This window comes from Promicromonospora xylanilytica, from assembly GCF_054782895.1.
Genome location: NZ_BAAGRP010000001.1, coordinates 242864 through 266121 on the forward strand (window position 1 = coordinate 242864; position 23258 = coordinate 266121).

16 protein-coding genes are annotated in these 23258 nt (G+C 73.8%); 11 read left to right on the plus strand and 5 right to left on the minus strand.

Annotated features, from left to right (window positions below; genetic code table 11):
* Positions 1-279 precede the first annotated feature (279 nt).
* Entirely contained in the window at positions 280-2925 is a 2646-nt protein-coding gene (clpB, locus tag ACYVK7_RS01085) for an ATP-dependent chaperone ClpB (RefSeq protein ID WP_460885824.1), read from the minus strand.
* 118 nt (positions 2926-3043) lie between these two features.
* Between clpB and cpt the strand changes: the two genes are divergently transcribed.
* Together cpt and ACYVK7_RS01095 are read left to right on the plus strand one after the other, a co-directional pair.
* Positions 3044-3601 (plus strand): chloramphenicol phosphotransferase CPT, encoded by a 558-nt coding sequence (gene cpt / locus ACYVK7_RS01090; RefSeq protein ID WP_460885825.1) that lies wholly within the window; start codon positions 3044-3046, stop codon positions 3599-3601.
* A complete protein-coding gene (locus ACYVK7_RS01095) occupies positions 3585-4379 on the plus strand; it encodes a sulfite exporter TauE/SafE family protein (protein WP_460885826.1) in 795 nt (264 codons plus the stop codon). Before cpt ends, ACYVK7_RS01095 begins: the two co-directional genes overlap by 17 nt.
* 49 nt (positions 4380-4428) lie before the next feature.
* Here ACYVK7_RS01095 and ACYVK7_RS01100 read toward each other — a convergent pair whose 3' ends face one another.
* From ACYVK7_RS01100 to ACYVK7_RS01110, 3 genes are read right to left on the minus strand one after another with little or no spacing between them, the layout of a single operon-like run.
* Complete coding sequence (locus ACYVK7_RS01100) at positions 4429-5856, minus strand: carboxyl transferase domain-containing protein (protein WP_460885827.1); 1428 nt, start codon at positions 5854-5856, stop codon at positions 4429-4431.
* On the minus strand, positions 5853-7049 hold the full coding sequence (locus ACYVK7_RS01105; RefSeq protein WP_460885828.1) for a CaiB/BaiF CoA transferase family protein: 1197 nt from the start codon (positions 7047-7049) through the stop codon (positions 5853-5855). Before ACYVK7_RS01105 ends, ACYVK7_RS01100 begins: the two co-directional genes overlap by 4 nt.
* A 5-nt stretch (positions 7050-7054) precedes the next feature.
* Positions 7055-8386 carry an SLC13 family permease gene (locus ACYVK7_RS01110; protein ID WP_460885829.1) on the minus strand — a complete coding sequence of 444 codons (1332 nt, stop codon included), beginning with the start codon at positions 8384-8386 and terminating at the stop codon, positions 7055-7057.
* Between the two features lie 106 nt (positions 8387-8492).
* On the opposite strand from ACYVK7_RS01110, the gene ACYVK7_RS01115 reads away from it, so the two are divergent.
* The 7 genes from ACYVK7_RS01115 (at position 8493) to ACYVK7_RS01145 (ending at position 15162) form a co-directional block, all read left to right on the plus strand.
* The gene (locus ACYVK7_RS01115) at positions 8493-9206 is read left to right on the plus strand and encodes a FadR/GntR family transcriptional regulator (protein WP_460885830.1); all 714 of its coding nucleotides are present in this window, start codon (positions 8493-8495) and stop codon (positions 9204-9206) included.
* Complete coding sequence (locus ACYVK7_RS01120; RefSeq protein ID WP_460885831.1) at positions 9203-9964, plus strand: sulfite exporter TauE/SafE family protein; 762 nt, start codon at positions 9203-9205, stop codon at positions 9962-9964. Before ACYVK7_RS01115 ends, ACYVK7_RS01120 begins: the two co-directional genes overlap by 4 nt.
* Before the next feature lie 342 nt (positions 9965-10306).
* Entirely contained in the window at positions 10307-10957 is a 651-nt protein-coding gene (locus tag ACYVK7_RS01125) for an ArsR/SmtB family transcription factor (protein ID WP_460885832.1), read from the plus strand.
* A gap of 73 nt (positions 10958-11030) precedes the next feature.
* A complete protein-coding gene (locus tag ACYVK7_RS01130) occupies positions 11031-12335 on the plus strand; it encodes an MFS transporter (protein WP_460885967.1) in 1305 nt (434 codons plus the stop codon).
* Between the two features lie 105 nt (positions 12336-12440).
* Entirely contained in the window at positions 12441-13304 is an 864-nt protein-coding gene (locus ACYVK7_RS01135) for an LppM family (lipo)protein (RefSeq protein WP_460885833.1), read from the plus strand.
* Positions 13305-13369: 65 nt separating this feature from the next.
* Positions 13370-14131 (plus strand): LppM family (lipo)protein, encoded by a 762-nt coding sequence (locus ACYVK7_RS01140; RefSeq protein WP_460885834.1) that lies wholly within the window; start codon positions 13370-13372, stop codon positions 14129-14131.
* Complete coding sequence (locus ACYVK7_RS01145) at positions 14128-15162, plus strand: alpha/beta hydrolase (protein WP_460885835.1); 1035 nt, start codon at positions 14128-14130, stop codon at positions 15160-15162. The genes ACYVK7_RS01140 and ACYVK7_RS01145 overlap by 4 nt, the downstream gene beginning before the upstream one ends.
* A 43-nt stretch (positions 15163-15205) precedes the next feature.
* Here ACYVK7_RS01145 and ACYVK7_RS01150 read toward each other — a convergent pair whose 3' ends face one another.
* Positions 15206-20836: a hypothetical protein gene (locus ACYVK7_RS01150; protein ID WP_460885836.1), complete on the minus strand. Its 5631-nt coding sequence runs from the start codon at positions 20834-20836 to the stop codon at positions 15206-15208.
* A gap of 147 nt (positions 20837-20983) precedes the next feature.
* Here ACYVK7_RS01150 and ACYVK7_RS01155 point away from each other — a divergent pair, with 147 nt between their 5' ends.
* Complete coding sequence (locus tag ACYVK7_RS01155) at positions 20984-22606, plus strand: AlkA N-terminal domain-containing protein (RefSeq protein WP_460885837.1); 1623 nt, start codon at positions 20984-20986, stop codon at positions 22604-22606.
* A 65-nt stretch (positions 22607-22671) separates the two neighbouring features.
* Positions 22672-23223 carry a methylated-DNA--[protein]-cysteine S-methyltransferase gene (locus ACYVK7_RS01160; RefSeq protein WP_460885838.1) on the plus strand — a complete coding sequence of 184 codons (552 nt, stop codon included), beginning with the start codon at positions 22672-22674 and terminating at the stop codon, positions 23221-23223.
* Positions 23224-23258: the final 35 nt, after the last annotated feature.

Here is a 23258-nt window from a genome sequence, read left to right on the forward strand (position 1 = left end):
TCGCCCCCCGCGCGCCTTGACCGTGCGGGGACCGTGCGCGGCACACCGCGCACGGTCTCACCCCGCACACACAGAGGGACGCGCGAGATTTCTGGTTCTGGGCGGTCGGGCTCTCACCTTCACAACACCATCACACGGCGGTGTCCGGCGGTCACTCGCCGGAACCGATCGCACGGTCGTTCCCTCGTGCCCCCAGGATCGCAGGCGGATGCCATGCTCCACATCGACCGATCTGCGTAATCCCGTGTACGCCGATCGACGTACACGCAGACCGCTCGATCACACGGTCAGCGCCTTGCGGTCGAGAGCCAGGCCGTCGCCGCCGTCCGCCCTGTCCACGACCACGGTGTCGCCGTCGGACACCTCACCGGCGAGCAGCAGCCGCGCCAGGCGGTCGCCGATCTCGCGCTGCACCAGACGACGCAGCGGACGGGCGCCGTACGCCGGGTCGAAACCCTCCAGCGCGAGCCACTCCCGGGCTGCCTCCGTGACATCGAGGGTGATGCGCCGGTCCTCCAGCCGCTTCGCGAAGGCGCCGACCTGCAGCTCGACGATGCTGCCGAGCTCGGCCAGAGTCAGCGCGTCGAAGACGACCACGTCATCGAGCCGGTTGAGGAACTCGGGCTTGAACGACGCCCGCACGGCCGTCATCACGGACTCGCGCCGCTCCTCGTCCGACAGCATCGGTTCCACGAGGAACTGCGAGCCGAGGTTCGACGTCAGGACGAGGATCGTGTTGCGGAAGTCGACGGTGCGGCCCTGGCCGTCGGTGAGGCGGCCGTCGTCGAGCACCTGGAGCAGCACGTCGAAGACCTCGGGGTGCGCCTTCTCCACCTCGTCCAGCAGCACCACCGAGTAGGGCCGCCGCCGGACCGCCTCCGTGAGCTGACCGCCCTCCTCGTACCCGACGTAGCCCGGAGGCGCGCCCACGAGCCGGGCGACGGAGTGCTTCTCGCCGTACTCGGACATGTCGATGCGCACCATGGCGCGCTCGTCGTCGAACAGGAAGTCGGCGAGCGCCTTGGCGAGCTCCGTCTTGCCCACGCCGGTGGGGCCGAGGAACAGGAAGGAGCCGGTGGGCCGGTCCGGGTCCGAGACGCCGGCCCTGGTGCGGCGCACGGCGTCGGACACCGCGGCCACCGCGGTCCGCTGCCCGATGAGGCGCGCGCCGAGGACCTCCTCCATGTGCAGGAGCTTCTCCGACTCGCCCTGCAGCATGCGCCCCGCCGGGATGCCGGTCCAGGCCGCGACCACCTCGGCGATCTCGTCCGCGCCCACCTTGTCGGCGATCATCGGCGCGGTCTCTGCCGGTGCGACGAGCGGGTCGCCGGCGGTCGAACCCGCCGAGCCCTGGCTCGTCGCCTCCGCCTCCTCTGCCGCGACGAGCTCCTTCTCGACCACAGGGATGTCGCCGTACCGGATGCGTGCGGCACCCTCGAGGTCGCCCTCGCGCAGCTTGCGCTCGGCGTCGGTCCGCAGCTCGTCGAGGCGCGCTCGCAGGTCACCGACGCGGTTGTGCCCCGCCTTCTCGGACTCCCAGCGTGCGGTGAGTGCGGCGAGCGCCTCGCGACGGTCCGCGAGGTCGGCCCGGAGACGCTGCAGGCGCTCCTCGGAGGCGGCGTCCTCCGACTCGGAGAGCACCACCTCTTCCATCTCCAGGCGAGTGACGGCGCGCTGCAGCTCGTCGATCTCCACGGGGGAGGAGTCGAGCTCCATGCGCAGCCGGGACGCGGCCTCGTCGACCAGGTCGATCGCCTTGTCGGGGAGCTGCCGTCCGGAGATGTACCGGTCGGAGAGCGAGGCGGCGGCGACGAGCGCCGAGTCGGCGATGGTCACCTTGTGGTGCGCCTCGTAGCGTTCCTTGAGCCCGCGCAGGATCGCGACCGTGTCCTCGACCGACGGCTCGCCCACGAAGACCTGCTGGAAGCGGCGTTCCAGGGCGGGGTCCTTCTCGATGTGCTCCCGGTACTCGTCGAGCGTGGTCGCGCCCACCATGCGCAGCTCGCCGCGCGCGAGCATCGGCTTGAGCATGTTGCCCGCGTCCATCGCGCCCTCACCGCCGGCCCCCGCACCGACCACGGTGTGCAGCTCGTCGATGAAGGTGACCACCTCGCCGTCCGACGCGGTGATCTCCTCGAGGACCGCCTTGAGGCGCTCCTCGAACTCACCGCGGTACTTCGCTCCCGCCACCATCGAGGCCAGGTCCAGCGCGACCAGCCGCTTGTCCTTCAGGGACTCCGGCACGTCGCCCGCGACGACCCGCTGGGCCAGCCCCTCGACGACGGCGGTCTTGCCGACGCCGGGCTCACCGATGAGCACGGGGTTGTTCTTGGTGCGGCGGCTCAGCACCTGGATCACGCGGCGGATCTCGGAGTCGCGACCGATCACCGGGTCCAGCTTGCCGTCCCTGGCACGCTGCGTCAGGTCGGTGCCGTACTGCTCCAGTGCCTTGTACGTGCCTTCGGGGTTGGGGCTGGTGACCCGGCCGGATCCCCGGACGGCGGGCAGCGCCGCACGCAGGGCGTCGGCGGTCGCCCCGGCGTCGGACAGGGTGCGAGCCGCTGCGGACTGGCCGGCCGCTATCGCGATGAGCAGGTGCTCCGTGGAGACGTACTCGTCGCCCAGCCCCTGCGCCTCCTTCGCCGCCAGGTCCAGGACCGTCGCCATCGCCCGGCTCGCGCTCGGCTGGGCGGTGCTCGCCCCGCTGGCCTGGGGCAGCGCGATCAGAGCCGCGCGCACCTGCTGGCCGATCGCCTGCGCGTTCGCACCGACCGCGTCGAGCAGGCCCGTGGCCACGCCGCGCTCCTGCTGGAGCAGCGAGGCGAGCAGGTGGACCGGCTCGAGCTGCGGGTTGCCGGCCGCCGACGCCGACTGGATGGCGTCGCCGATCGCCTGCTGCGACATGGTCGTGAACTTGGTGTCCATGAGGCCTCCCAGGGATGCTGAAGTCTGTACGAGATGAAACGGGGTCAAAGTTGAGTCTATTCCACTCAACCTTGGAATTCACTGTAGCGCCCGCCACCCACACTCGTACCGTTCTCGCATGAACACCCAGGTCATCGTTCTCAACGGCGGATCGAGCTCCGGGAAGTCCGCGATAGCGCGCAGCCTCCAGGCCGGTCTCCCGGACGCGTGGCTGTCGCTCAGCATCGACACCCTCGTGGACGCGATGCCGACCCGCCTGACGTCCGGCGGCGACGGCATCGGGTTCGCGGACGACGGCGGCGTCGACGTCGGCGAGGAGTTCATGGCGCTGCAGGACGCCTGGATCACCGGGCTCGTCGCCATGGCCCGCGCGGGTGCGCACCTGGTGGTTGACGACGTCTTCCTCGGTGGCGCCCGGTCCCAGCAGCGCTGGCTGGACGCCCTCGGCGACGTGCCGACGCTCTGGGTCGGCGTGCGCTGCTCCGCCGCGGAGGCCGGGCGCCGCGAGGCCGCGCGCGGCGACCGCGTGGCGGGCATGGCAGCGAAGCAGGCGGACGTGGTCCACGAGGATGTCGCCTACGACCTGGAGGTCGACACCACGAGCACCGGGCCGGAGGACTGCGCGCGGACCATCGCGGCGCACCTGAGATCATCGCGGGGTGACCGACCAGACTGACGACTCCCTGACTCCACCCCGCGCCGCCGTCGTCGGGATCGTCGGCGGGGCCTTCTCAGGCCTGTTCGGCCTGGGCGGCGGCATCGTGATGGTGCCGCTCCTGACCTCGCTCGGCGGGCTGACGCAGCGCCGGGCCAGCGCCTACTCGCTCGCGGCGATCCTCCCGGCGGCGATCGTCGGCTCGATCCCCTACCTGACGCACGACGCCGTCGACCTGATCGCGGCGGGGCTGCTCGTCGTCGGTGCCGTGACCGGCGCCGTGGTCGGAGCACGGCTGCTCGCCCGCGTCCCGGAGACCCTGCTGCGCTGGCTCTTCGTCGGGGTGCTCGTCGCGGGGATCGTGCGGTCGGTGCTGGACGCGTTCGGGGAACCGCCGTCCGTGGACAGCGCACAGGGCGTCCCCAGCCTGCTCGACGGGGCAGGGATGGTGGGCCTGGGCCTGGTCATGGGCATCGCGTCCGGGCTGCTGGGCATCGGTGGAGGACAGCTCGCCGTGCCAGGCCTGTCCGCCCTGTTCGACTTCGCGCCGGCCCTGGCCAAGGGCACGTCGCTGGTCGCCATGATCCCGACCGCCGTCTCCGGGACCTGGGTCAACGCACGCAACCGCCTGGTCCACCTGCGCACGGCGGCGATCATCGGGCTGGTGGCGTCGGTCTTCTCCTTCGGCGGCGCGAGCCTGTCCGTCGCCCTGCCCGACGACGTCGCGTCGATAGCCTTCGCCGTGCTGCTCGTGTTCGCCCTGGCGCAGCAGGTGCGCAAGGCCCTCCAGAAGCGATAGGGCCGCCCGATAGGTCTCGACGTCCTCCGACCACCCGACGTTCTGCCGATCATCTGCCAGGTACCGTGCTCAGCACCGCCGCGCACTCCGCCGCGACCGCCACGGCCACGTCCCGCACCGTGTCGTCGCCGTGCTCAGGGACCACGCGCTGCACCGCGCCCTCGGCGAGCAGGTCGACCGCGCGCACGTGCTGCGCCTCGGCCAGCTCCGCCGCGTGCACCATGTCCCCGTGCACGATGACGCTCGCGCCCTCGGGCGGCAGCGGCGACAGCCAGGCGTGCTCCGCGGCGATCACGGTCCGCGCGGGCAGCAGCGCGAGCGCCCCGCCGCCGCAGCCCTGGCCGAGGATCACCGACAGCGTGGGCACGGTCATCTGGGTGAGCGCCGCCATGCAGCGCGCGATCTCGCCGGCGATGGCACCTTCCTCAGCGGACTGCGAGAGCTCGGCGCCGGGGGTGTCGATCACGGCGACCAGGGGCAGCCGCAGCTCCTCGGCGAGTCCCATCGCGCGCCGCGCCACCCGCAGCGCGGCGGGACCCATCGGCGTCCGGTCGGACTGCCGGGTCCGGTCCTGGCCGACCACCACGCAGGGCTGCCCGTCCAGTCGCGTGAGCGCCACCAGCATCGACTCGTCGCGCTCGCCCTCGTCCGTGCCGGAGAGCCGGACCGTGCCCGACGCGCCGTACCGGAGCACGTCCCGCACCCCGACCCGGCCGTCGGCCCGGGTCCGCAGCACGGAGTCCCACGCCGACGTCGTCCCGGAGGGCTCTCCCCGCCGGCGGGGGAGCGCCGGCGCCGACGGCGGGTCCACCAGCACCGCGAGCGTTCGATCGACCAGCGCCGGCAGGTTCTCCGGTGCGACGACGCCGTCGAGCACCCCCTTGGCGGCGAGGTTCTCGGCGGACTGGACGCCTTCGGGCAGCGCTGCGCCGGTCAGCGCCTCGACGACGCGCGGCCCGAGGAACCCGACGAGTGCGCCGGGTTCCGCCACGGTGAGGTGCGCGAGCGAGCCCCACGACGCGTAGACGCCGCCGGTGGTGGGGTGCCGCAGGTACACGAGGTAGGGCAGACCGGCGTCGCGGTGGTCCATGACGGCGCGGGAGATCTCGACCATGCGGAGGAACGCGGGGGTGCCTTCCTGCATCCTGGTGCCGCCCGACGCCGTCGTGGCGAGGAGGGGCAGCCGTTCCGCGGTGGCCCGCCGCACGGCGGCGGTGATGCGCCGCGCGGCGGCCCGGCCGATGGAGCCGCCGAGGAACCGGAACTCGTTGACGACGACCACGACGGGGCGTCCGCGGACGTGGCCACGGCCGGTGAGCACCGACTCGTCGGTGCCCGCCTTCTCGGCCGCCGCGGCGAGCACCGCTCGGTACGGGGCCGGGTGCCCGGACGTGTCGACCGGTTCGTCCCAGGACTCGAAGCTGCCCGGGTCGAGCACCAGGTCGAGCAGCTCACGCGCGGTCCACCGGCGGGTCATGACCCTGCTCTCGGCTCACCCGGCACCGGCTCGTCGAGCCAGGCCCGGATCCGGGTGGCGTGCTCGTCCAGGACCGGGGGTGCCTGGTGGTCGCGCCGGGTGACCTCGTCGCCGGACGGGTCGAAGAACCGCAGCGGCGGGCCGGGCAGCGTCACCGCGCCGAGGCTGGTGTGCTGCACGTCGACGAGGAGGCCCTGGCTCGCCGTCTGCTCCCACGCGTACACCTCGTCGAGGGTACGCACCCGACCCGCCGGGATCCCGGCGTCGGCGAGCCGGCTCAGCAGCACGTCGGCGTCGAGGTCGGCGAAGGCCGCCTCGACCAGCTCGACGACCTGGTCGCGGTGGGCCACCCGCTCGGCGTTGCTCCGCAGGCCCTCCGCGTCGGCGTCGAGCCCGAAGGCCAGGCAGAACCGCTGCCACAGCACCTCGGACCCGACGGCGATCTGGACGGCGCCGTCACGGCAGCGGAACAGGCCGTACGGCGCGATGGAAGGGTGGTGGTTGCCCTGCGCGTGCCCCACCTCCCCCGCGACGGTCCACCGTGTGCCCTGGAACGCGTGCACTCCGGTGACCGCCGCCAGGAGCGACGTCCGGACGACCTGTCCCACGCCGGTGTCGTGCCGCTCGTGCAGTGCCGCGAGCACGCCGTACGCACCGTAGATCCCGGCGAGCAGGTCGCCGATCGGCACGCCGACGCGCTGCGGGTCGTCCGGACCGGACCCGGTCAGCGACATCAGGCCGGCCTCGCCCTGGGCGATCTGGTCGTACCCGGCGCGGCCGCCCTCCGGACCGTCGTGCCCGAACCCGGTGATCGAGAGCACCACCAGGCGCGGGTTGCGCTCGAGCAGGCTCTCGAGACCGAGGCCGAGCCGGTCGAGCACACCGGTCCGGAAGTTCTCCACGAGCACGTCGGCACGGTCGACGAGCGCCAGCAGGGTGGCCCGGCCCTCGTCGGACTTGAGGTCGAGGGCTATCGACTCCTTGTTCCGGTTCGCGGACAGGAAGTACGTCGACTCGCGCGCACCCTCCTCGCCCACGAACGGCGGCCCCCAGCCCCGCGTGTCGTCGCCCCGGTCGGGCACCTCCACCTTGATGACGCGGGCGCCGAGGTCGCCCAGCATCATGGTGGCGTGCGGCCCGGCGAGGGCCCTGGAGAGGTCGACGACGACGACGTCGGCCAGCGGTCCGGTCATGGCGCTCACCAGCCCGGCAGGACGAGGATCGCCCACACCAGCAGCGGCCCCACGAGCGTGACGATGCCCGCGTAGCCGAGGATCTGCTTGTAGTACGCCTGCTCCGAGATGGTGTCGGGGCGGTTGGCGAGCATCAGGGCTCCGTTCGTCGAGAAGGGGCTGACGTCGACGATCGTCGACGAGACGGCGAGGGCCGCCGCCATGGACCAGGCGCTGACGCCGCCGGTCGCGATGAGCGGTACCGCGATCGGGATGATGACCGGCAGCAGGGCCGTGGAGGAGGCGAACGCCGAGACGACGCCGCCGACGTAGCAGAGCACCAGGGCACCGATGGTGACGATGCCGAGACCCGCTGCCCAGAGGCCGATGTACTCGGGCGCGCCCGCCTCGGTGAAGACCGTCGCGTAGGTCGTCACACCCGCCACCAGCAGCACGGTGGGCCATGCGATCTGCTTGACGGCGCCCTTGTTCTGGCTCGGGGAGAGCATGGCGAGGGCGACGGCCGCCGTGATGGAGACGAACCCGATGTCCATGTCGAAGGCGAGTGCCGTCACCGCGACGGCCGCGAAGGCGAGCAGCGTCAGCACGTGGTCGCGGCGCACGCCGACGCTCCGCGTGACGGTGGCGACGCCACCCGGGCCACCTGCGGGAGCGGGCCGGCCGCCCGTGGTCAGCTCGTCGCCGGCGCGATCCGCGGCGTGCTCGCCGGCGTCGGCCGGGTCGACCCGCTCGTTCATCAGGCGACGACCGCCGAGCGCGAGGAACAGGATGACGGCCATCGCCAGGTTGAACCCGAGCGACGCGATGAAGACGGCCATCTCGGTGCCCTCGTAGCCGACGTCGGCCATGATCGAGTTGGTGATGGTGCCGTAGATGCTGATCGGGGAGAACCCGCCGCCCTGGGCGCCGTGCACCACGAACATGCCCATCATGAGCGGGTTGATCTTGTAGCGACGGGCGAAGCCGAGCGCCACCGGGCCGATGATGGCGCACGCCGCCGGGCTGGCCGCGCCGATGGCTGTCAGTACCGCGGTGACGGCGAACATGATCCAGGGGATCAGGGCCACGCGGCCACCGACCATCTTGATCGATTGCGCGACGATGAGGTCGACCGTGCCGTTGTTCTTGGCTATGGCGAACAGATACGTGACGCCGATGAGCGTCAGCACGAGGCTGGCGCTGATCCCGCCGAGCACCTCGCCGTCGTCCATGCCCAGTGCGAACACGCCGACGATCCACGCCGCGACATAGGCGAGCGCGCCCATGTTGATCGGTAGGACTGTCCCGACGACGAACAACGCGACGAGCGCGATGATCGCGATCCACTCAGGACCCATGAGTACTCCTCTTCCCATCGTGGCGGACACCTTTGACCGACGAGGCACGATGGATCAGTGGCCTAGCCAATAGGCCAGTGCGCCATCTGTCAAGTATTCTCACGGGGTGACCCCCAAGGCATCCGCCGAACTGCCGAACCCGCTGGCCCGCACCCGCCTCTACGAACAGGTGGCGGAGCAGATCACCTCCTGGATCCGGCAGAACGGCCTGAAAGCCGGCGACCGGCTGCCACCCGAGCGCGAGCTCGCCTCGCGGCTCGGCGTCAGCCGCGCGACCCTGAGCCAGGCGCTCGTCGCGCTCGAGGTGGTCGGTGTGGTCGTGGTGCGGCACGGGGACGGCACGGTGCTGACCGGCAAGCACAGCGAGAGCCGCATCGTCGAGGCGATCCGTGCGCACGCCGACCGGATGCCCGAGATCATCGACATCCGGGACGCGCTCGAGACCAAGATCGCCGCCCTCGCCGCGCAGCGCCGCACCGAGGACGACCTCCGGGCGATCGATGCCGCACTCGACACGATGGAGGAGGCCATCACGCACGGGGACCGTGGCGTGGAGGCCGACGAGCAGTTCCACGGGGCGGTCACCGCCGCCGCGCACTCCGACCTCCTGGCGCAGACCATGCGGGAGATCTCGAGCCTGATCCGGGAGAGCAGGATCGAGTCGCTCTCGCAGCCCGGCCGCCCCCGTAACTCCCTCAACGGGCACCGCGCCATCGCGGACGCCATCCGGGCCGGCGACCCGGAGGCCGCCGCCGACGCGATGCACGCCCACGTCGAGATGGTCAGCGACGTGGCCCTCCTGCGGGACGGGGAGTCGTGACCGGCTGGGAGCAGCTCGCCGTTCTCGGTGCGGGGCTCGGCGCGGGGATCCTCACCTCGACGGTCGGCGTCGCCTCGCTCCTGAGCTTTCCCGTGCTGCTCGCCGTCGGCCTGCCGCCGGTCGTCGCGAACGCGTCGAACACGGTCGGCCTCGTGCCGGGAGCACTGAGCGGTGCGATCGGATACCGCCAGGAGCTGCGCGAGCACCCCCGCACGGTCGCGGTCGTGCTCGCCGCCTGCGGGATCGGATCCGTCGGCGGGGCGATCCTGCTGCTGGCACTCCCGCCCGGCGTGTTCGAGGCAGTGGTGCCCTGGCTGATCCTGCTCTCCTGCCTGCTCGTCGGCGCGCAGCCGTGGATCAGCCGGTGGCTGCGCCGCACCCGGAACGAGCCCACGAGGCTGCGCCACGAGATGTCGCCGGCGACCGTGCTGCTCGCCGTGCTCACGGGCACGTACGGCGGCTACTTCGGGGCCGGGTCCGGCGTCATGATGGCCGCGGTGCTCGGGCTCGGCACCGACTTTCCCGTGCGGATCGTGAACGCGCTCAAGACCCTGGCCGTGCTGGCCGCGAACGTGGTGGCCACGGTCATCTTCGTCGTCGTCGCCGACCTGAGCTGGCCGGCGATCGGCCTGCTGGCCGCCGGTTCCGTGGTGGGCGGCTACGTCGGAGCACGCCTGGGACGCAGGATGTCGCCGGTCGTCTTCCGCGTGCTCGTGGTGATCGCCGGCGTGGGGACGGCGCTGTTCATGCTGCTCTGACCAGGTCGCGCGTCGGGACGTTGATCGTGCCGAACCGCAAGGTCCACGTCCAACGCGCAACCGGTCGGCGCCGAACCGCAAGCTGACCATTGCCCAGCGCGCCGAACCGAGGCGAACACGTCCACCAGCCCTCCGATCGACGCGGAGGTTGCGTCTCGGCGGCTCCCGTGACGATCACCTTGCGGTTCGACGCCGGACGACCGACCGCCGGGCTCGCGGGTTGCGGTTCGACGCCGGACGACCCCCAACTTCCCGGCCGCGCACGAGCACGAGCACGAGCACGAGCACAACATTTGTGCATACCTATTGTGCACACACCCTGTGCATGCTTATTGTGCACGCATGGACACTCCCCAGGACAACTTCCGGCTCACCCCTGAGGCCGTCAAGGTCCTCGCCCACCCGCTGCGCTCGCGCCTGCTCAGCGCGTTGCGGCGCGGGGGCCCGGCCACGGCGACCTCGCTCGCGACGGAGCTGAGCACCAACACCGGTGCCACCAGCTATCACCTGCGCAAGCTCGAGTCCGTCGGCCTGGTCGCGGACACCGGCGAGGGCACCGGCAAGCAGCGTCTGTGGCGTGCCGCCACGAAGTCGCACAGCTGGGAGCGCTCGGAGCTCGCCGCGGACGAGGACGCCGCCACGGCGCTCGGCTGGCTGGAGCGCGACTACCTGCGCCTGTTCAGCACGGACTTCGCCCACTGGCTCGATGTCGCGGAGTCCTGGCCACGTGAGTGGCAGGACGTGACGGGTATGGGCGACGCCTGGGTGACCGTGGACGCCGCGCAGCTCAAGGCCATGCACGAGGAGATCGACGAGGTGCTCGAGCGCTACCGCGAGGCGGGCGCCGGGCCGGGGGCGCGCCGGGTGACCTTCTGGGCGGCCGCGTTCCCGCTGGAGCCGGACGACGTACCCGGAGCGGCCGCGCCCCCGGCCCAGGACACCGCCGAGACGGGCACGGACCCCGACGGCGCCGCGGGATCGGACCGGCCATGACCCCGCTGACGCCCACGAGGGCCCGGCAGGTCTTCCTGCTGCNCCCACGAGGGCCCGGCAGGTCTTCCTGCTGCTGACGGCGACCCGGTGGTTCCCCGTCGGGCTGGTCATCACCGTGACGACCCTCCTCCCGCTGGAGCGCGGGCTCACAGTCACGCAGGCACTGACGGCGCTGTCCATCACGGGACTCACCGTCTTCCTCCTGGAGCTGCCCACCAGTGGGCTCGCCGACGCTCTCGGGCGCCGTCCCCTGCTCATCGCCGCGGCCGTGCTCCAGGTCGCGGCCGCGTGGCTGTTCCTCACCGCGCAGACCTTCTGGACGTTCGCCCTGGCGGCAGCGGTCACCGGTGCCTTCAGGGCACTCGACTCCGGGCCGCTGGAGGCCTGGTTCGTCGACACCGTGCACGCCACGGAGCCCGGCGCTGACGTCGACCGGCCACTGGCGGCGCACAGCACCGTGCTGGGCGTCTCGATCGCCGCGGGCGCCCTCGTCTCGGGCGGGCTCGTCTGGTGGCACCCGTTCGGCGGGTGGTCCGCGCTGACGCTGCCCTACGCGGTGTACGCCGCCCTCGCGACGGCGCACCTCGTCGCCGTGACGGTGCTGGTCCGGGAGATGCCGAGGACCGCTGCCCCCGTGGTCGACGAGTCCGCCACCGCCGGCCCCGGCGCGGCGCCGGCCCTGCCGCCGTCGGGCAGCGGGAGGAGCCGGGTGCTCGAGTCCGCGCGCCAGGCGCCCGGTGTCATCCGCGACGGGCTGCGCCTCGCCCGCGACAACCGGGTGCTGCGCTGGCTGCTCCTCGTCGAGGTGTTCTGGAGCGTCGGCATGGTGGTGTTCGAGACGTTCCAGCCGATCCGGCTCTCCGAGATGCTGGGCGGTACCGCGGCCGGTGCCACGGTGGCCGGGCCGGCCGCCGCGGCGGGCTGGGCGGTGTTCGCAGCCGGTGCCGCCCTGACCGGCCTGGCCACGCCCCGCATCGGCGTGGCCCGTACTGCCATCATCGCCCGGCTGCTCAACGGGCTCGGAGCCGTGTGGATGGGCCTGGCCCTCGGCCCGGTCGGGCTCGTCGCCGCCTATCTCGTGACGTACGGCCTGCACGGCGCCTGCGGGCCCGCGTACCAGGCGCTGCTGCACCGCGAGGCCGAGTCCCGGAACCGCACGACGGTGCTCTCGATGGCCTCGATGATCGCGTTCGCGTCGTTCTCCGTGGCCGGCCCGGTCCTCGGCTGGACCGCGGACATGCTGTCCACGTCGACGGCGATGATCATCGCCGGAGCGTTCAGCACGCTGGGTGCCGCGTGCTTCCTGCCCGCGCTGCGCCGGGAGCGGACGCTGGCCGCCACGACGACCACCGCGGCCGTCTCGGCACCCACCGCCTGACGACGGCCCGGCAGGCCGCTACCTGCTACCGGCCGTCCCGACCATGGGGACAACTCCCCTCAATCAGGCTTTTCGATACCGGGGGGTGACCGGCATGCTGTCTCGGTGACCCGCTCTCGCGCCGTGGCAGCCGCCACCCTCGCCGTACTGACCCTGGCTCTGTCCGGGTGCGTGCGCATGGGTGTCGAGGTGGAGCTGAAGCCGGACGACGGCGCGGTGTCGAGCGTGGTGCTCGCCGTCGAGGACAAGTACCTGGACCAGACCGGGCAGTCCCCCGACGACGTCATCGACGCCCTGACCGAGGGCCAGGAGGACCCCGCGAAGGATGCGGACCGGACCGAGGACTTTCAGCAGGAGGGCTACACCGGCACGCGGTACGTCTACCCCCGGACGGCGATCGACGGGGTCGGCGCCCGGGTGGGCTGGCCCATCAAGGTGGTCCGCAAGGGCTCCGACTACGTGGTGTCCGGCACGCTCGACCTCACCGAGGAGGGGCTCGGGAGCCGCGGTGGGGCGTCCGTCGACAACCTGAGCGTCACCGTCGACATCACGTTCCCCGGCAGCGTGAAGGACTCGAACGGCACCGTCGACGGCACGACGGTGCGCTGGGAGCCGACGGTGGGCGAGTCCGTCGACATCCGAGCGCGAGGGTCCGCCGTCGCCCCCGTCGAGAGGTCCGCCGACGAGGCGGCAGGTGCCGCCGAGGTGGTGACCCTCCCCGTCGTCCCGGAATGGATGATCCTGGTGCTCGGCCTGAGCGGACTGGTCATCCTGCTGCTCATCGGCGTCATCGTGTGGCAGGCCATGCTGCGGGTGCGGGACCGTCGGCCGGACGGGCCCGCCGGCGAAACCTTCCCGCCGGGGGCCGCCGCACAGCCGGCCCCGTACGGCCCCGCGCGGCCGCACCCGCAGGAGCAGGCGACGCCTCCGGAGCCGGGCCTGCCTCCGAGCTTCCCGCCGGGGTACTGACCGGGATCGGGATCGGGCAGACTGGCCGGGTGAAACCTGAGGGGACACGAAGAGACCCGGCCGGCGTGCGTGTCCCGCACGGCACGGCGCGCGCCGTCGTCGGCGCGGTGCTCGTCGTCCTGGCGCTGACCGGGTGCGTCCGCCTCGACCTGCGGGCCACCCTCACCGACCACGACACCGCCGACGGCACCCTGGTCGTCGCCGTCTCCGACGATGCCGCCGGGCTGTTCGGCGGCGACCCCGCCGATGTCTGGGCCGAGTACCGGGACGAGGTGCTGGGCGACGTCCCGGACTCCGTGGCCGAGGAGCCGTACGCCGAGGACGGCTACACCGGTTCCCGCTACGTGTTCGACGACGAGCCCGTCGCGACGCTGGCCGCGCTCAGTGACGGCGACGTCCAGGTCACCCGTGACGGCGGCGAGTACGTGGTCACCGGCGTGCTCGACCTGGCGGAGCGCGTGGAGGGCATCGAGAACCTGCCCGACGGCGCCCTCGGCTCCGTCGACGCCACCGTCGCGCTCACCTTTCCCGGCCCGGTCACGGAGGCCAACGGCGAGATCGACGGGTACACCGTCACCTGGCGCCCGGACACCGAGCAGGCCACACGGCTGTCGGCGCGCGGGCTGATCCCCGTGGAGGGCACCGACGACATGCCGAGCACCGTGGGCACGCCCAGCCCGGCGCCGCACCCGGCCGAGGGCATCATCTCGGACTGGGGCGCGCCGATCACCCTCGCCACGTTCGTGGTACTCCTCTTCGGCGGGCTCCTTACCTATATCGTCAGCCGACGGCAGCGCGGACGGCAGCCCGACCAGAAGCAGGCATGACGCACAGGAGCGACATGGACGACAGCGGGAACGAGTGGGCCGACGACGTGCTGGGCGACGGCTTCGAAGCGCGCACCCTGCGACTGCCGGGGCCGTCCGGGGCGCTCCGTGCTCCCGCGGCCCGGCGACGACGTCCCCTGGCGGACGACGGCGCCGAGGCGACCCTGGTCCGCTACACGCCCCAGGACGTCCCCGGCCCGGGGCGCCCTCCCGTGCTGTACGTGCACGGCTACACGGACTACTTCTTCCAACGGCACCTCGCCGAGGCCGTCGCGGAGTGGGGCTACCCGTTCTACGCGATCGACCTGCGCGGCTACGGGCGCTCCATCGAGGCGTGGACGGCGGCGGGCGGCGACGCCAACATGGTCGGCAGCCTGCGGCTCTACCAGCAGGACCTGGACGCGGCGGCCGAGGCGATCGCCGCGGACGGCCACAGCGGACTGGTGCTGATGGGGCACTCGATGGGCGGGCTCATCACCTCGATGTACGCGCACGCGCGCCCGGACCTCGTGACGGCGCTGGTGCTGAACAGCCCCTGGTTCGACCTGCGGGGCAGCTGGTCGGACCGGACCCTGGTGACCCAGCTCGTGTACGCGCTCGGGCGGGTCGCGCCGCGCACCGTCCTGGCTCATCTTGACGAGGACTACGGCCGTGCCCTGCACCGCGCCACGGGCGGCGAGTGGGAGTACGACCTGCGCTGGAAGCCGTACGCCGGGTTCCCGGTCCGGGCAGGATGGCTGGCCTCGATCCGGCGCGGCCACCGCAGGCTGGCGCGCGGGCTGACCGTGCGGTGCCCCGCCCTGCTGTGCACCAGTGACGCGACCGGGCCCGACGGCGGGGCCGCCGCGGTCATGCTCAGCACGGACGCGATCCTCGACGTCGCGCACATGCATGCCCGCGCGCCGCGGGTGGGCGCCTCCGTCGACCTGGCCGTCATCGAGGGTGGCGCCCACGACCTGGCGCTGTCCCCGCGTCCGGCGCGGGAGAAGTACCTGTCCACGGTGCTGGACTGGCTGGACGCGAAGGTCTGAGGTTGCGCCGCCCGGGCGGCGCGGCCGGGCGGTGCGGCTGACATCAGCGCAGGTCGCGGAGGTACGCCGCCGTACCGCCCGAGGCCGCGGTCCGCCGCTCGTCGAGCGTCGCGATGATGAGCAGGACGACCGCGGCGGGCACGAGGGTGAGGATCCACGGCAACGGCGAGACGCCGACCCCGAGCTTGGCGAACACGACGACGACCTCGACGGCCAGGGTCCAGACACCGATCCAGAACGGAGCCGACAGACGCAGCCGTGACCCCACGAGGACGGCGGCCAGCGCAGCCAGCACCACCCAGGACGCCCGGATCGTCAGCGGGTCGGTCACGGTGGACAGCACCGAGGGGCCGACGAGTGCCGCGATACCCCACCCGACGGTGCGCCAGGACCCGCGATAGCCGACCGGCCAGGTCATGAGGGTTCCCGTGGCGCCGTCCGGCTCGCCCGCCGCCACCCAGCGGCGCAGGGCCACCGCGCCGGACCAGATCAGGCCGACGCCCAGCATCACCGAGAACGCCTCGACCCGCAGCTCACGTGGCGACCAGGCGGCGATCGCCACGGCCGCGGCACACAGCCAGACCAGCCACGGCGGTGCGCCGGCTCCCGCTCTGCCCGCTCGCCGCGTGACCAGGACGAGCACGCCGAGCAGGACGAGCTCCAGCACGAGGAGCGTCACGATCGAGCCCCAGACCGGTCGGGCGTTCGCCACCGCGCCGAACGTACCGAGCACCAGGCCCGGCGCCATGCCCCAGCGGTCGAGCCACGGTGCCGTCCGTCCCCCGGCCGACCGCCGCGCCACCACGGCCGCGGCGATCAGCAGCGTTCCGGCGAGGAGCGCCCACCCGAGTCCGACGGCGAACACCCACCCCGCACCGACCGGGACCCCGAGCGGCGCGCCGTCGTACCAGCTCAGGCGGGGCAGCGTCGGCGAGACGGGCCGGTCGAACCCGAGCCAGGACACCGGTTCGCGCGCGACCTGGAGGGACTCGACGACGCCGCTGAGTGCCGCCAGCGCCGCCACGGCGGCCAGACCGCGGCGCGCCGGGTACGTCCAGGGCTCGCGCAGCACGGCGAACCGTTCCCGCACGGCCGCCAGCCCGAGGGCGTAGGCGGCCGCCAGCGCGAGCACCGCACCGCCCACCAGCGCGAACGCTCGCCAGTCTGCGGGCTCGGTGCGGGTCAGGTGGACCAGAAGGCTCGGCGCCACGGCGAGCGCCGCGCCGGCCGCGGCGAGGCGCCAGGCATGTGTCACCGGCGTGACCCGCTGACGGCCCGTGCTCGGCGCGCCACCGCCATCCTGCGTCGTGCCGCCCGCGGGGGCGACCGCCACGTGGCCGAGACGCCAGGCGAGGAGCACGCCCACCGCGATCGCGACCAGGGCCGGCGGAAGCGTGTACGCCTCGATCAGCGCCACGTCGCCGCCGGCCAGCGCCGTCCACAGTGCGGCGAAGCCCAGTGCAGCGACCAGCAGCCAGAGGCGCCGCCGTCCCGGTTCGCGGGCGACGAGCGCGGTACCCGCCATGAGGAGCAGCAGCACGGCGACCGCGACGTCCGGGCCCGCCGCCGGCCGGGCATAGGCCAGCAGGATAGTGATGGCACCCGTGAGCAGCGCGGACCGCTCCAGGCTCCGGTGCACACCTGCCGCCAGCTCCGGTCCGCCGTCGGGCACCCGCGCGGTGATCCGTTCCGCCACGCGGGCGGCGCCACCGGCGACCGCCGAGACGAACAGCGCGGTGGTCGGCAGCACGTACGGCGAGCCCGAGACCTCGAGGACCATGGCGCCCGCGCTGGTGACCATGACGGACGCCGTGGGCAGCAGGAGGAAGGCAGCTCCCGACCGGACCAGGCCGGACAGGCCGGCACGGGCGGTGAGCAGCAGCACCAGCTCGAGGGCCAGCATGGCCGCGGCGGCGCCCGCCGACCACCAGGTGCGTTCGAACACCACCGTGACCACACCCGCCGCGAACGGGCCGGCGGTCACACCGAGCACCACGTACCACTCGGCTCGCGAGGTACGTGCCCCGAGGGTGACCGCGATCGTCACCAGGGACGCGACCGCGGAGACCGTGCAGATCGCGGCGACGGCGGACAGGTCGAGCCACGCGAGCACGACGCCGAGCACCACCAGCGGGTAGACGTACGCGGCGCCCACCAGCCACGGGTGGGTCACCGGCCGCAGCACCCCGCGCAGCGACAGCAGCAGCGCGCAGACGACGAGGGCACCCACCGCGGCGGTGGGGCGCGACGCCCAGGAGAGGACGAGCAGCAGGCCGATCAGCGTGCCGGCACCGGTGAGCGCCGTGGCACGGGCGATCCGCAGGTCGGCGCCGGTGACCCTGGTCCCGCCGAGAGCGCGCAGGCGCCCCGACGCGCGGACCAACGACGTGACCGCCGTCTGGACGAGCGTGACGGCGGGGCGCAGGCCGCGCCACGCGGCCGACCGGTCGGCCGTCGCCGCGACGAGCGCGAACGCGAGCAGCGTCAGGGCGGCCAGCGAGGCGACAGTGAGCAGGCGCGGGTCGAGCGCGATACCGACGGCGGCCAGCAGCACGACCAGGGGAGCCAGGACGGCCTCTACCCGACGCCCGCGTCGGGCGAGCCTGGCCGCGAGCAGGGTGACGACCGCGAGCGCGACGGTCCCCAGATGGGCCCAGGGCAGGTTCAGGCTCACCAGCGCCTCTGTGTCCCCCGCCACCGCGCCGGCCGGTGCGGTGCCGACCAGGGCCCCGGTCGGCACCGCCCACCCGGTGCCCGGCGCCGACCAGGCCGCGACCCAGGCGTCAGTCACGCGCACCGGGACGAGCGCAAGCGCCGGTACGGCCGAGGCCGCGACGGCGATCCACCCGCTCAACAGCAGGTGGTCCCGGGTCGCCGGGTGCAGCGCCCCGCGAACGGAACCAAGGCCCGTCGCCGCCAGCAGGCGCGGCGCGGTCAGGAGCGCGAGCGCCGTCCACACGCTGGCCGCGCCGAACGGGACCCAGCCCGTCGCCGACTGTTCCCCGACACCGCCCAGGAGGCCGCCGGCGGCCACGGCGAGCACACCGCCGAAGACCGTCCAGTGCCGGTGGTGGGTGGCCCTCCGCAGTGCCGCGACGGTGACGGCGGACAGGGCGACGAGCGCCGCCGTGCCGCCCAGGCCAGGCAGCGCGTCCGGCTGCCGGACCCCGAACGACAGGAGCAGGGCGACCGGCACCGCGACCAACGCCACCACGTCGAGCACACGCGTCTCGGCGCGCAGCCGGGATCCGATCCGGGACCGGGAGACCATCCCGACGGCGCGCGCGAGGAGCGTGGTGAGCGCGGTGGCGAGGACTGCCATGGCGGGCAGCCAGGAGCCACCGGGCAGCTCCGCGGTGCTGAGCAGCAGCAACGGGATGGCGGGTGCCGCGAGCACGCCGGCGGACGACCACGCCCTGACCCGCAGCGCGTGACCGAGCACCACGCCGCTGACCACCACCGCGGACCACAGGACGGCGGTGGTCCCCTCGCGGGACAACGGCGCGACGGGCGCGGAGAACACCGCGAGGGCCGACGCCGCGAGCGCGGCCGGCAGCCCTGCCGCGCGCACCACCCGCAGGATGCCCGCCTCGACGGCGAACACCGGTTCGCCAGGGGCAGCGAGCCGCCGGTCGAACATCGGGAGCAGCCGCATCGCCGTCCAGGCCATCACCGCGACGAGCACGAGCGCGAGCACCCACCACCACGCCGACCACACCGACCCGGGCAGGCTCAGTGCCACGAGCACCGGCACGGCCGGCGCGGCGAGCACCGCGGCGGACAACCAGGAGCGCACCCGGAGCCGGTACCCGAGCGCCGCGGAGAGCGCCACCAGGGCCGACCACAGCAGCGTGGTCGCGCCAATACCCGTGAGGGAGAGCACGGGACCCGCCACGCAGGACGCCGCCAGGGCGAGCGGGAAGCCTGCCGCACGGACCACGCGCAGTGCCCCCGCCTCGACGGCGAACGACGTGGCGCACCGCTCCGCGAGCATCGGCGCGGCGCGTCCGGCCGCCCAGCCGACGAGCGCGACCAGCACCAGCGCGACCACCCACCACCACATGGTCCATGCCGAAGCTGGCGCGGCGAGCACCACCAGCACCGGCACCACCGGTGCGGCGAGCAGCGCCGTCGACAGCCAGGGGCGCACCCGGAGGCGGTAGCCCAGCAGCACCGTGCACAGGACGACGCCGGACCACAGCATGGCCGTCACACCGGCCCGCGTCAGCGGCGGCGTCTCCTGGGCGCCGAGCGAGACGAGCAGCGCGAGCGGCGGCCCGGCGGCGCGCAGCACCTCCAGCACCCCGGTCTCGAGCTCGAACGTCACGGAACCGCCGAGCCGGCGGGCGAACACGGAGAGCAGCCGCAGCGCCGTCCACGCCACGACCGCGGCCGCGACCAGGGCGAGCACCCACCACCACACCGACCCCGCGGCAGTCGGCAGGCCGAGCACGACCACCAGCGGCACGACCGGAGCCGCCACCAGGCCCGCCGACGTCCAGGACCGCACCCGCAGCCAGGACCCGAGCGCCAGCGAGCACACCACCACGCCGGACCACAGGACCGCCGTGGAACCCTCGACCGCCGACGGCACCGCCTGGGCGCCGAGCGCGGTGAACAGGGCCAGCGGCGGGCCGGCCGCGCGCAGGATCCGCAGCACGAAGATCTCGGGACCGAGCCCGTTCCCGGACCGCCGCTCGACCCTGAGCGCCGTCCGCATCGCCGCCCATGCGACTCCCCCGACCAGCAGCAGCGCGAGCACCCACCACCACACGGACCACCCCGACCAGGGCAGGCCCGCGGCCACCAGCACCGGGACGACCGGAGCCGACAGCAGCCCCGCCGACATCCAGGACCGCACCCGCAGCCAGGACCCGATCGCGACGAACGCGGGAGCGAGCACGGCGAGCACCACGGCACGCGCCGTCGCCGGGTCGAGCTGCCCGAGCAGGCCCGCCTGCAGACCCAGCTCGACGTCCACCCAGGCCAGGACCACCGCGAGCGCGGCGACCGCCTCGCTCGTCGTGCGCAGCCCGGACCGGCGCAGGAGGGCGCCGACCGTCACCGCCGCGACCGTGACGATCCCGGTGACGACAGCGCGGAGCAGAAGGTTGTCGCCGAACGTGAAGAACACGAACACCACCGCCGACACCGCCAGCAGCGTTGCGCCCGCGCCCGCGAGGATCGGCTGCAGGGAGACGCCGGGCCCGGACGGGCGTCGCGCCGGCGCCTTCTCCTCGCGCGGGGCGGGCGGCTGGACGGCCGGCCGAGGCGGCGCCGTCGGTACGGGCTGCCGGGCCGGCTCGCGGACGGGCTCGCGGACGGGCTCCGGGACCGGCAGGGGTGCCGTCTCCGCGCGCCCGGCCGGCGGCGCGAACGCGGGAGACCCGGGAGTGGACGGTGCCGTCGCCGGCGCGGGTGCCGGCGTCCGGGGAGCCGGCACGCCGCGGTCCACCACCACCTGGGCCCGCCGCATCGCCCCGAGGACCGCCTCCCGCTCCCGGAGGGCGTCCGCGGCAGCGACGGACAGGCGCCACACGTCCTGCGCGCGCCGCCCGGAGACGTCGAGCCCGCAGGCGGCACAGACGGTGGCTGCGAGGTGTTCCCCGCAGGCGGGACACCTCGTGGTGTCGGTGAGGCGGGCGACGACGTCGCCGGCCCAGGTCGCTGGCATGCCCGCCATCCTGGCGGAGCCTGTGTCGCGAGCGCCATGTATCCACAGGGTGAGGAAGGAGAGATCCTGTGCGCACCGTCGGCACGATCACCGCCGTGTCCGAATCCCGCTAGTCGGCTAGCCGTGACGGGGCGCAGGATGGTGGCTATGACCGACGTCGAGCTCCGCGATCCCGCGTTCACCGAGCGCTACCGCGCCATCACCGCGCGTGACTCCCGCTTCGACGGGCAGTTCTACACGGCGGTCCGGACCACCGGTATCTACTGCCGGCCGTCCTGCCCCGCGCGCACGCCGAAGGCGGAGAACGTCTCGTTCTACCTGACGTCGGCTGCCGCGCACGAGGCGGGGTTCCGCGCGTGCAAGCGCTGCCTGCCCGAGGCCGCTCCCGGCACCCCCGCCTGGGACCTGCGGCGCGACCTGACGGGCCGCGCGATGCGCCTCGTCGCGGACGGCGTGGTCGACCGCGAGGGCGTCTCGGGCCTGGCGACCCGCCTGGGCTATTCCGAGCGGCAGCTGCACCGGCTGCTCGTCGGCGAGCTGGGCGCCGGGCCGCTCGCGCTCGCCCGGGCCCAGCGCGCCCAGACGGCGCGCGCGCTCCTGGTCGGCACCTCCCTGCGGCTCGCCGACGTCGCCTTCGCCGCCGGGTTCGGTTCGATCCGGCAGTTCAACGACACCGTGGCCGAGGTATTCGGCACCACCCCGTCGGAGCTCCGGGCGAAGGCACGACGCGCCGGTGGCGCTGATACCGGGGGTAGCGCCGGTACCGGGGGTGCCCAGCGAGGTCGGCCCGAGCCGGTCGCGTGCGCCGACCTTCCGGACCCCGCGCGCGTGCGGATCTCCCTCACACTGCCCGTCCGGGAGCCGTTCGACGCGCAGGGCGTGCTCGAGTTCCTGGCGGTCCGCGCGATCGAGGGCGTCGAGTCGGCTGACGTGAGCGCCGCCGCCCCCGGCGTCGTGTCGCCCCTCCGGTACGCCAGGACGGTCACCCTGCCGCACGGCCCGGGTGCGTTCGAGGTCCGGGTGCCCCGGCCCGGCGGCGGCCGGGTCGACCTGGACCTCGAGCTCGCCGACCTGGCCGACGCCCCGGTCGCCGTCGCCCGCGTGCGGCGGCTGCTGGACCTCGACGCCGACCCCGTGGCCGTCGACTCCGCCCTCGCCGCCGACCCGGAGCTCGCGCCGTCGGTCGCCGCGGTCCCGGGGATCCGGGTGCCCGGCACGCTGGACCCGGCGGAGCTGCTGGTCCGCGCGATCGTGGGCCAGCAGATCAGCGTCGCCGCGGCGCGCACCCACCTGTCCCGCCTCGCCAAGGGGGTCGGCACGCCCTACACCTCCGCGTTCGAGGGGCTCACCCGGCTCTTTCCCGAACCCGCCCAGGTGGCCGGCACGGCTCTCCGTGACGGCCGACAGGGCGCCGAGGCCTACCTCCGCCTGCCTGCCCGCACCCTCGCGACCGTGCTCGACGCGGGCCGCGACCTCGCGGACGGCACTCTCGCCCTGAGCGTCGGCGACGACCCCGACGACCTGCGTCGGCGCCTGGTGTCCCGGCCGGGCATCGGCCCCTGGACCGCCGGGTACGTCGCGCTGCGGGTGCTCGGCGACCCCGACGTGCTCATGGACGGCGACGTCGCCCTGCTCGCCGGCGCCCGCAACCTGGGCCTGGTCTCCGCGGCGGTGCCACGACCCCACCAGTTCAAGGAGCTCGCCCGACGCGGCGCGGCGTGGGCGCCCTGGCGCTCGTACGCCGCCATGCATCTCTGGCGCTCCGCCTGACCTGGCCGGCGCGCCTGCCCCTCGACGCCGGCGCGCACGACGACCCACCTCACGAAAGGACCAGCATGAACGCCACGACCCTCACCACCCCGGACGGCCCGTTCAGCATTCTCGTCGGCGCCGGGCCGGCCACGCAGGGCGCCTCGGGAGAGGCACCGGAGGCCGTGCTCGCCGCCGGCTGGACCGCCGACCTCGACGCGCTCCTCGGCCTCGTCCACCCGACCCTCCGGCCGTCGGCCGAAGCGTCCATGACCGGCGGCCGGCCGGCCGGCGTGCTCGCCGAGGCGGCCGACGCGGTGCGCGCCTACTACGACGGCGATCACGGGGCACCCGGCCGGGTACCCGTACGCCAGGCGAGCGGGCCGTTCCGCACGCACGCGTGGGACGTGCTGCGTGAGGTGAAGGCCGGGGAGCGCCTGACGTACAGCGAGTACGCGCTCCGGGCCGGGCGGCCGGCCGCCGTGCGGGCGGCGGCCGGTGCGTGCGCGATGAACGCGGCGGCGCTGTTCGTGCCGTGCCACCGCATCCTGCGCACCGACGGCTCCCTGGGCGGATTCCGCTACGGCCTGCCGGTCAAGGAGAGCCTGCTGACCCGGGAGTCCACTTCGCCGAGGTAGTCCTGTGGCGAGGTAGTCGGGTGGCGAAGTAGTAC

Coding starts and splice junctions, on each gene's coding strand:
- ACYVK7_RS01150 (WP_460885836.1), bottom strand. CDS start 20,836: ATGCCAGCGACCTGGGCCGGCGACGTCGTCGCCCGCCTCACCGACACC.
- cpt (WP_460885825.1), top strand. CDS start 3,044: ATGAACACCCAGGTCATCGTTCTCAACGGCGGATCGAGCTCCGGGAAG.
- ACYVK7_RS01110 (WP_460885829.1), bottom strand. CDS start 8,386: ATGGGTCCTGAGTGGATCGCGATCATCGCGCTCGTCGCGTTGTTCGTC.
- ACYVK7_RS01160 (WP_460885838.1), top strand. CDS start 22,672: ATGAACGCCACGACCCTCACCACCCCGGACGGCCCGTTCAGCATTCTC.
- ACYVK7_RS01100 (WP_460885827.1), bottom strand. CDS start 5,856: ATGACCCGCCGGTGGACCGCGCGTGAGCTGCTCGACCTGGTGCTCGAC.
- clpB (WP_460885824.1), bottom strand. CDS start 2,925: ATGGACACCAAGTTCACGACCATGTCGCAGCAGGCGATCGGCGACGCC.
- ACYVK7_RS01145 (WP_460885835.1), top strand. CDS start 14,128: ATGACGCACAGGAGCGACATGGACGACAGCGGGAACGAGTGGGCCGAC.
- ACYVK7_RS01125 (WP_460885832.1), top strand. CDS start 10,307: ATGGACACTCCCCAGGACAACTTCCGGCTCACCCCTGAGGCCGTCAAG.
- ACYVK7_RS01155 (WP_460885837.1), top strand. CDS start 20,984: ATGACCGACGTCGAGCTCCGCGATCCCGCGTTCACCGAGCGCTACCGC.
- ACYVK7_RS01105 (WP_460885828.1), bottom strand. CDS start 7,049: ATGACCGGACCGCTGGCCGACGTCGTCGTCGTCGACCTCTCCAGGGCC.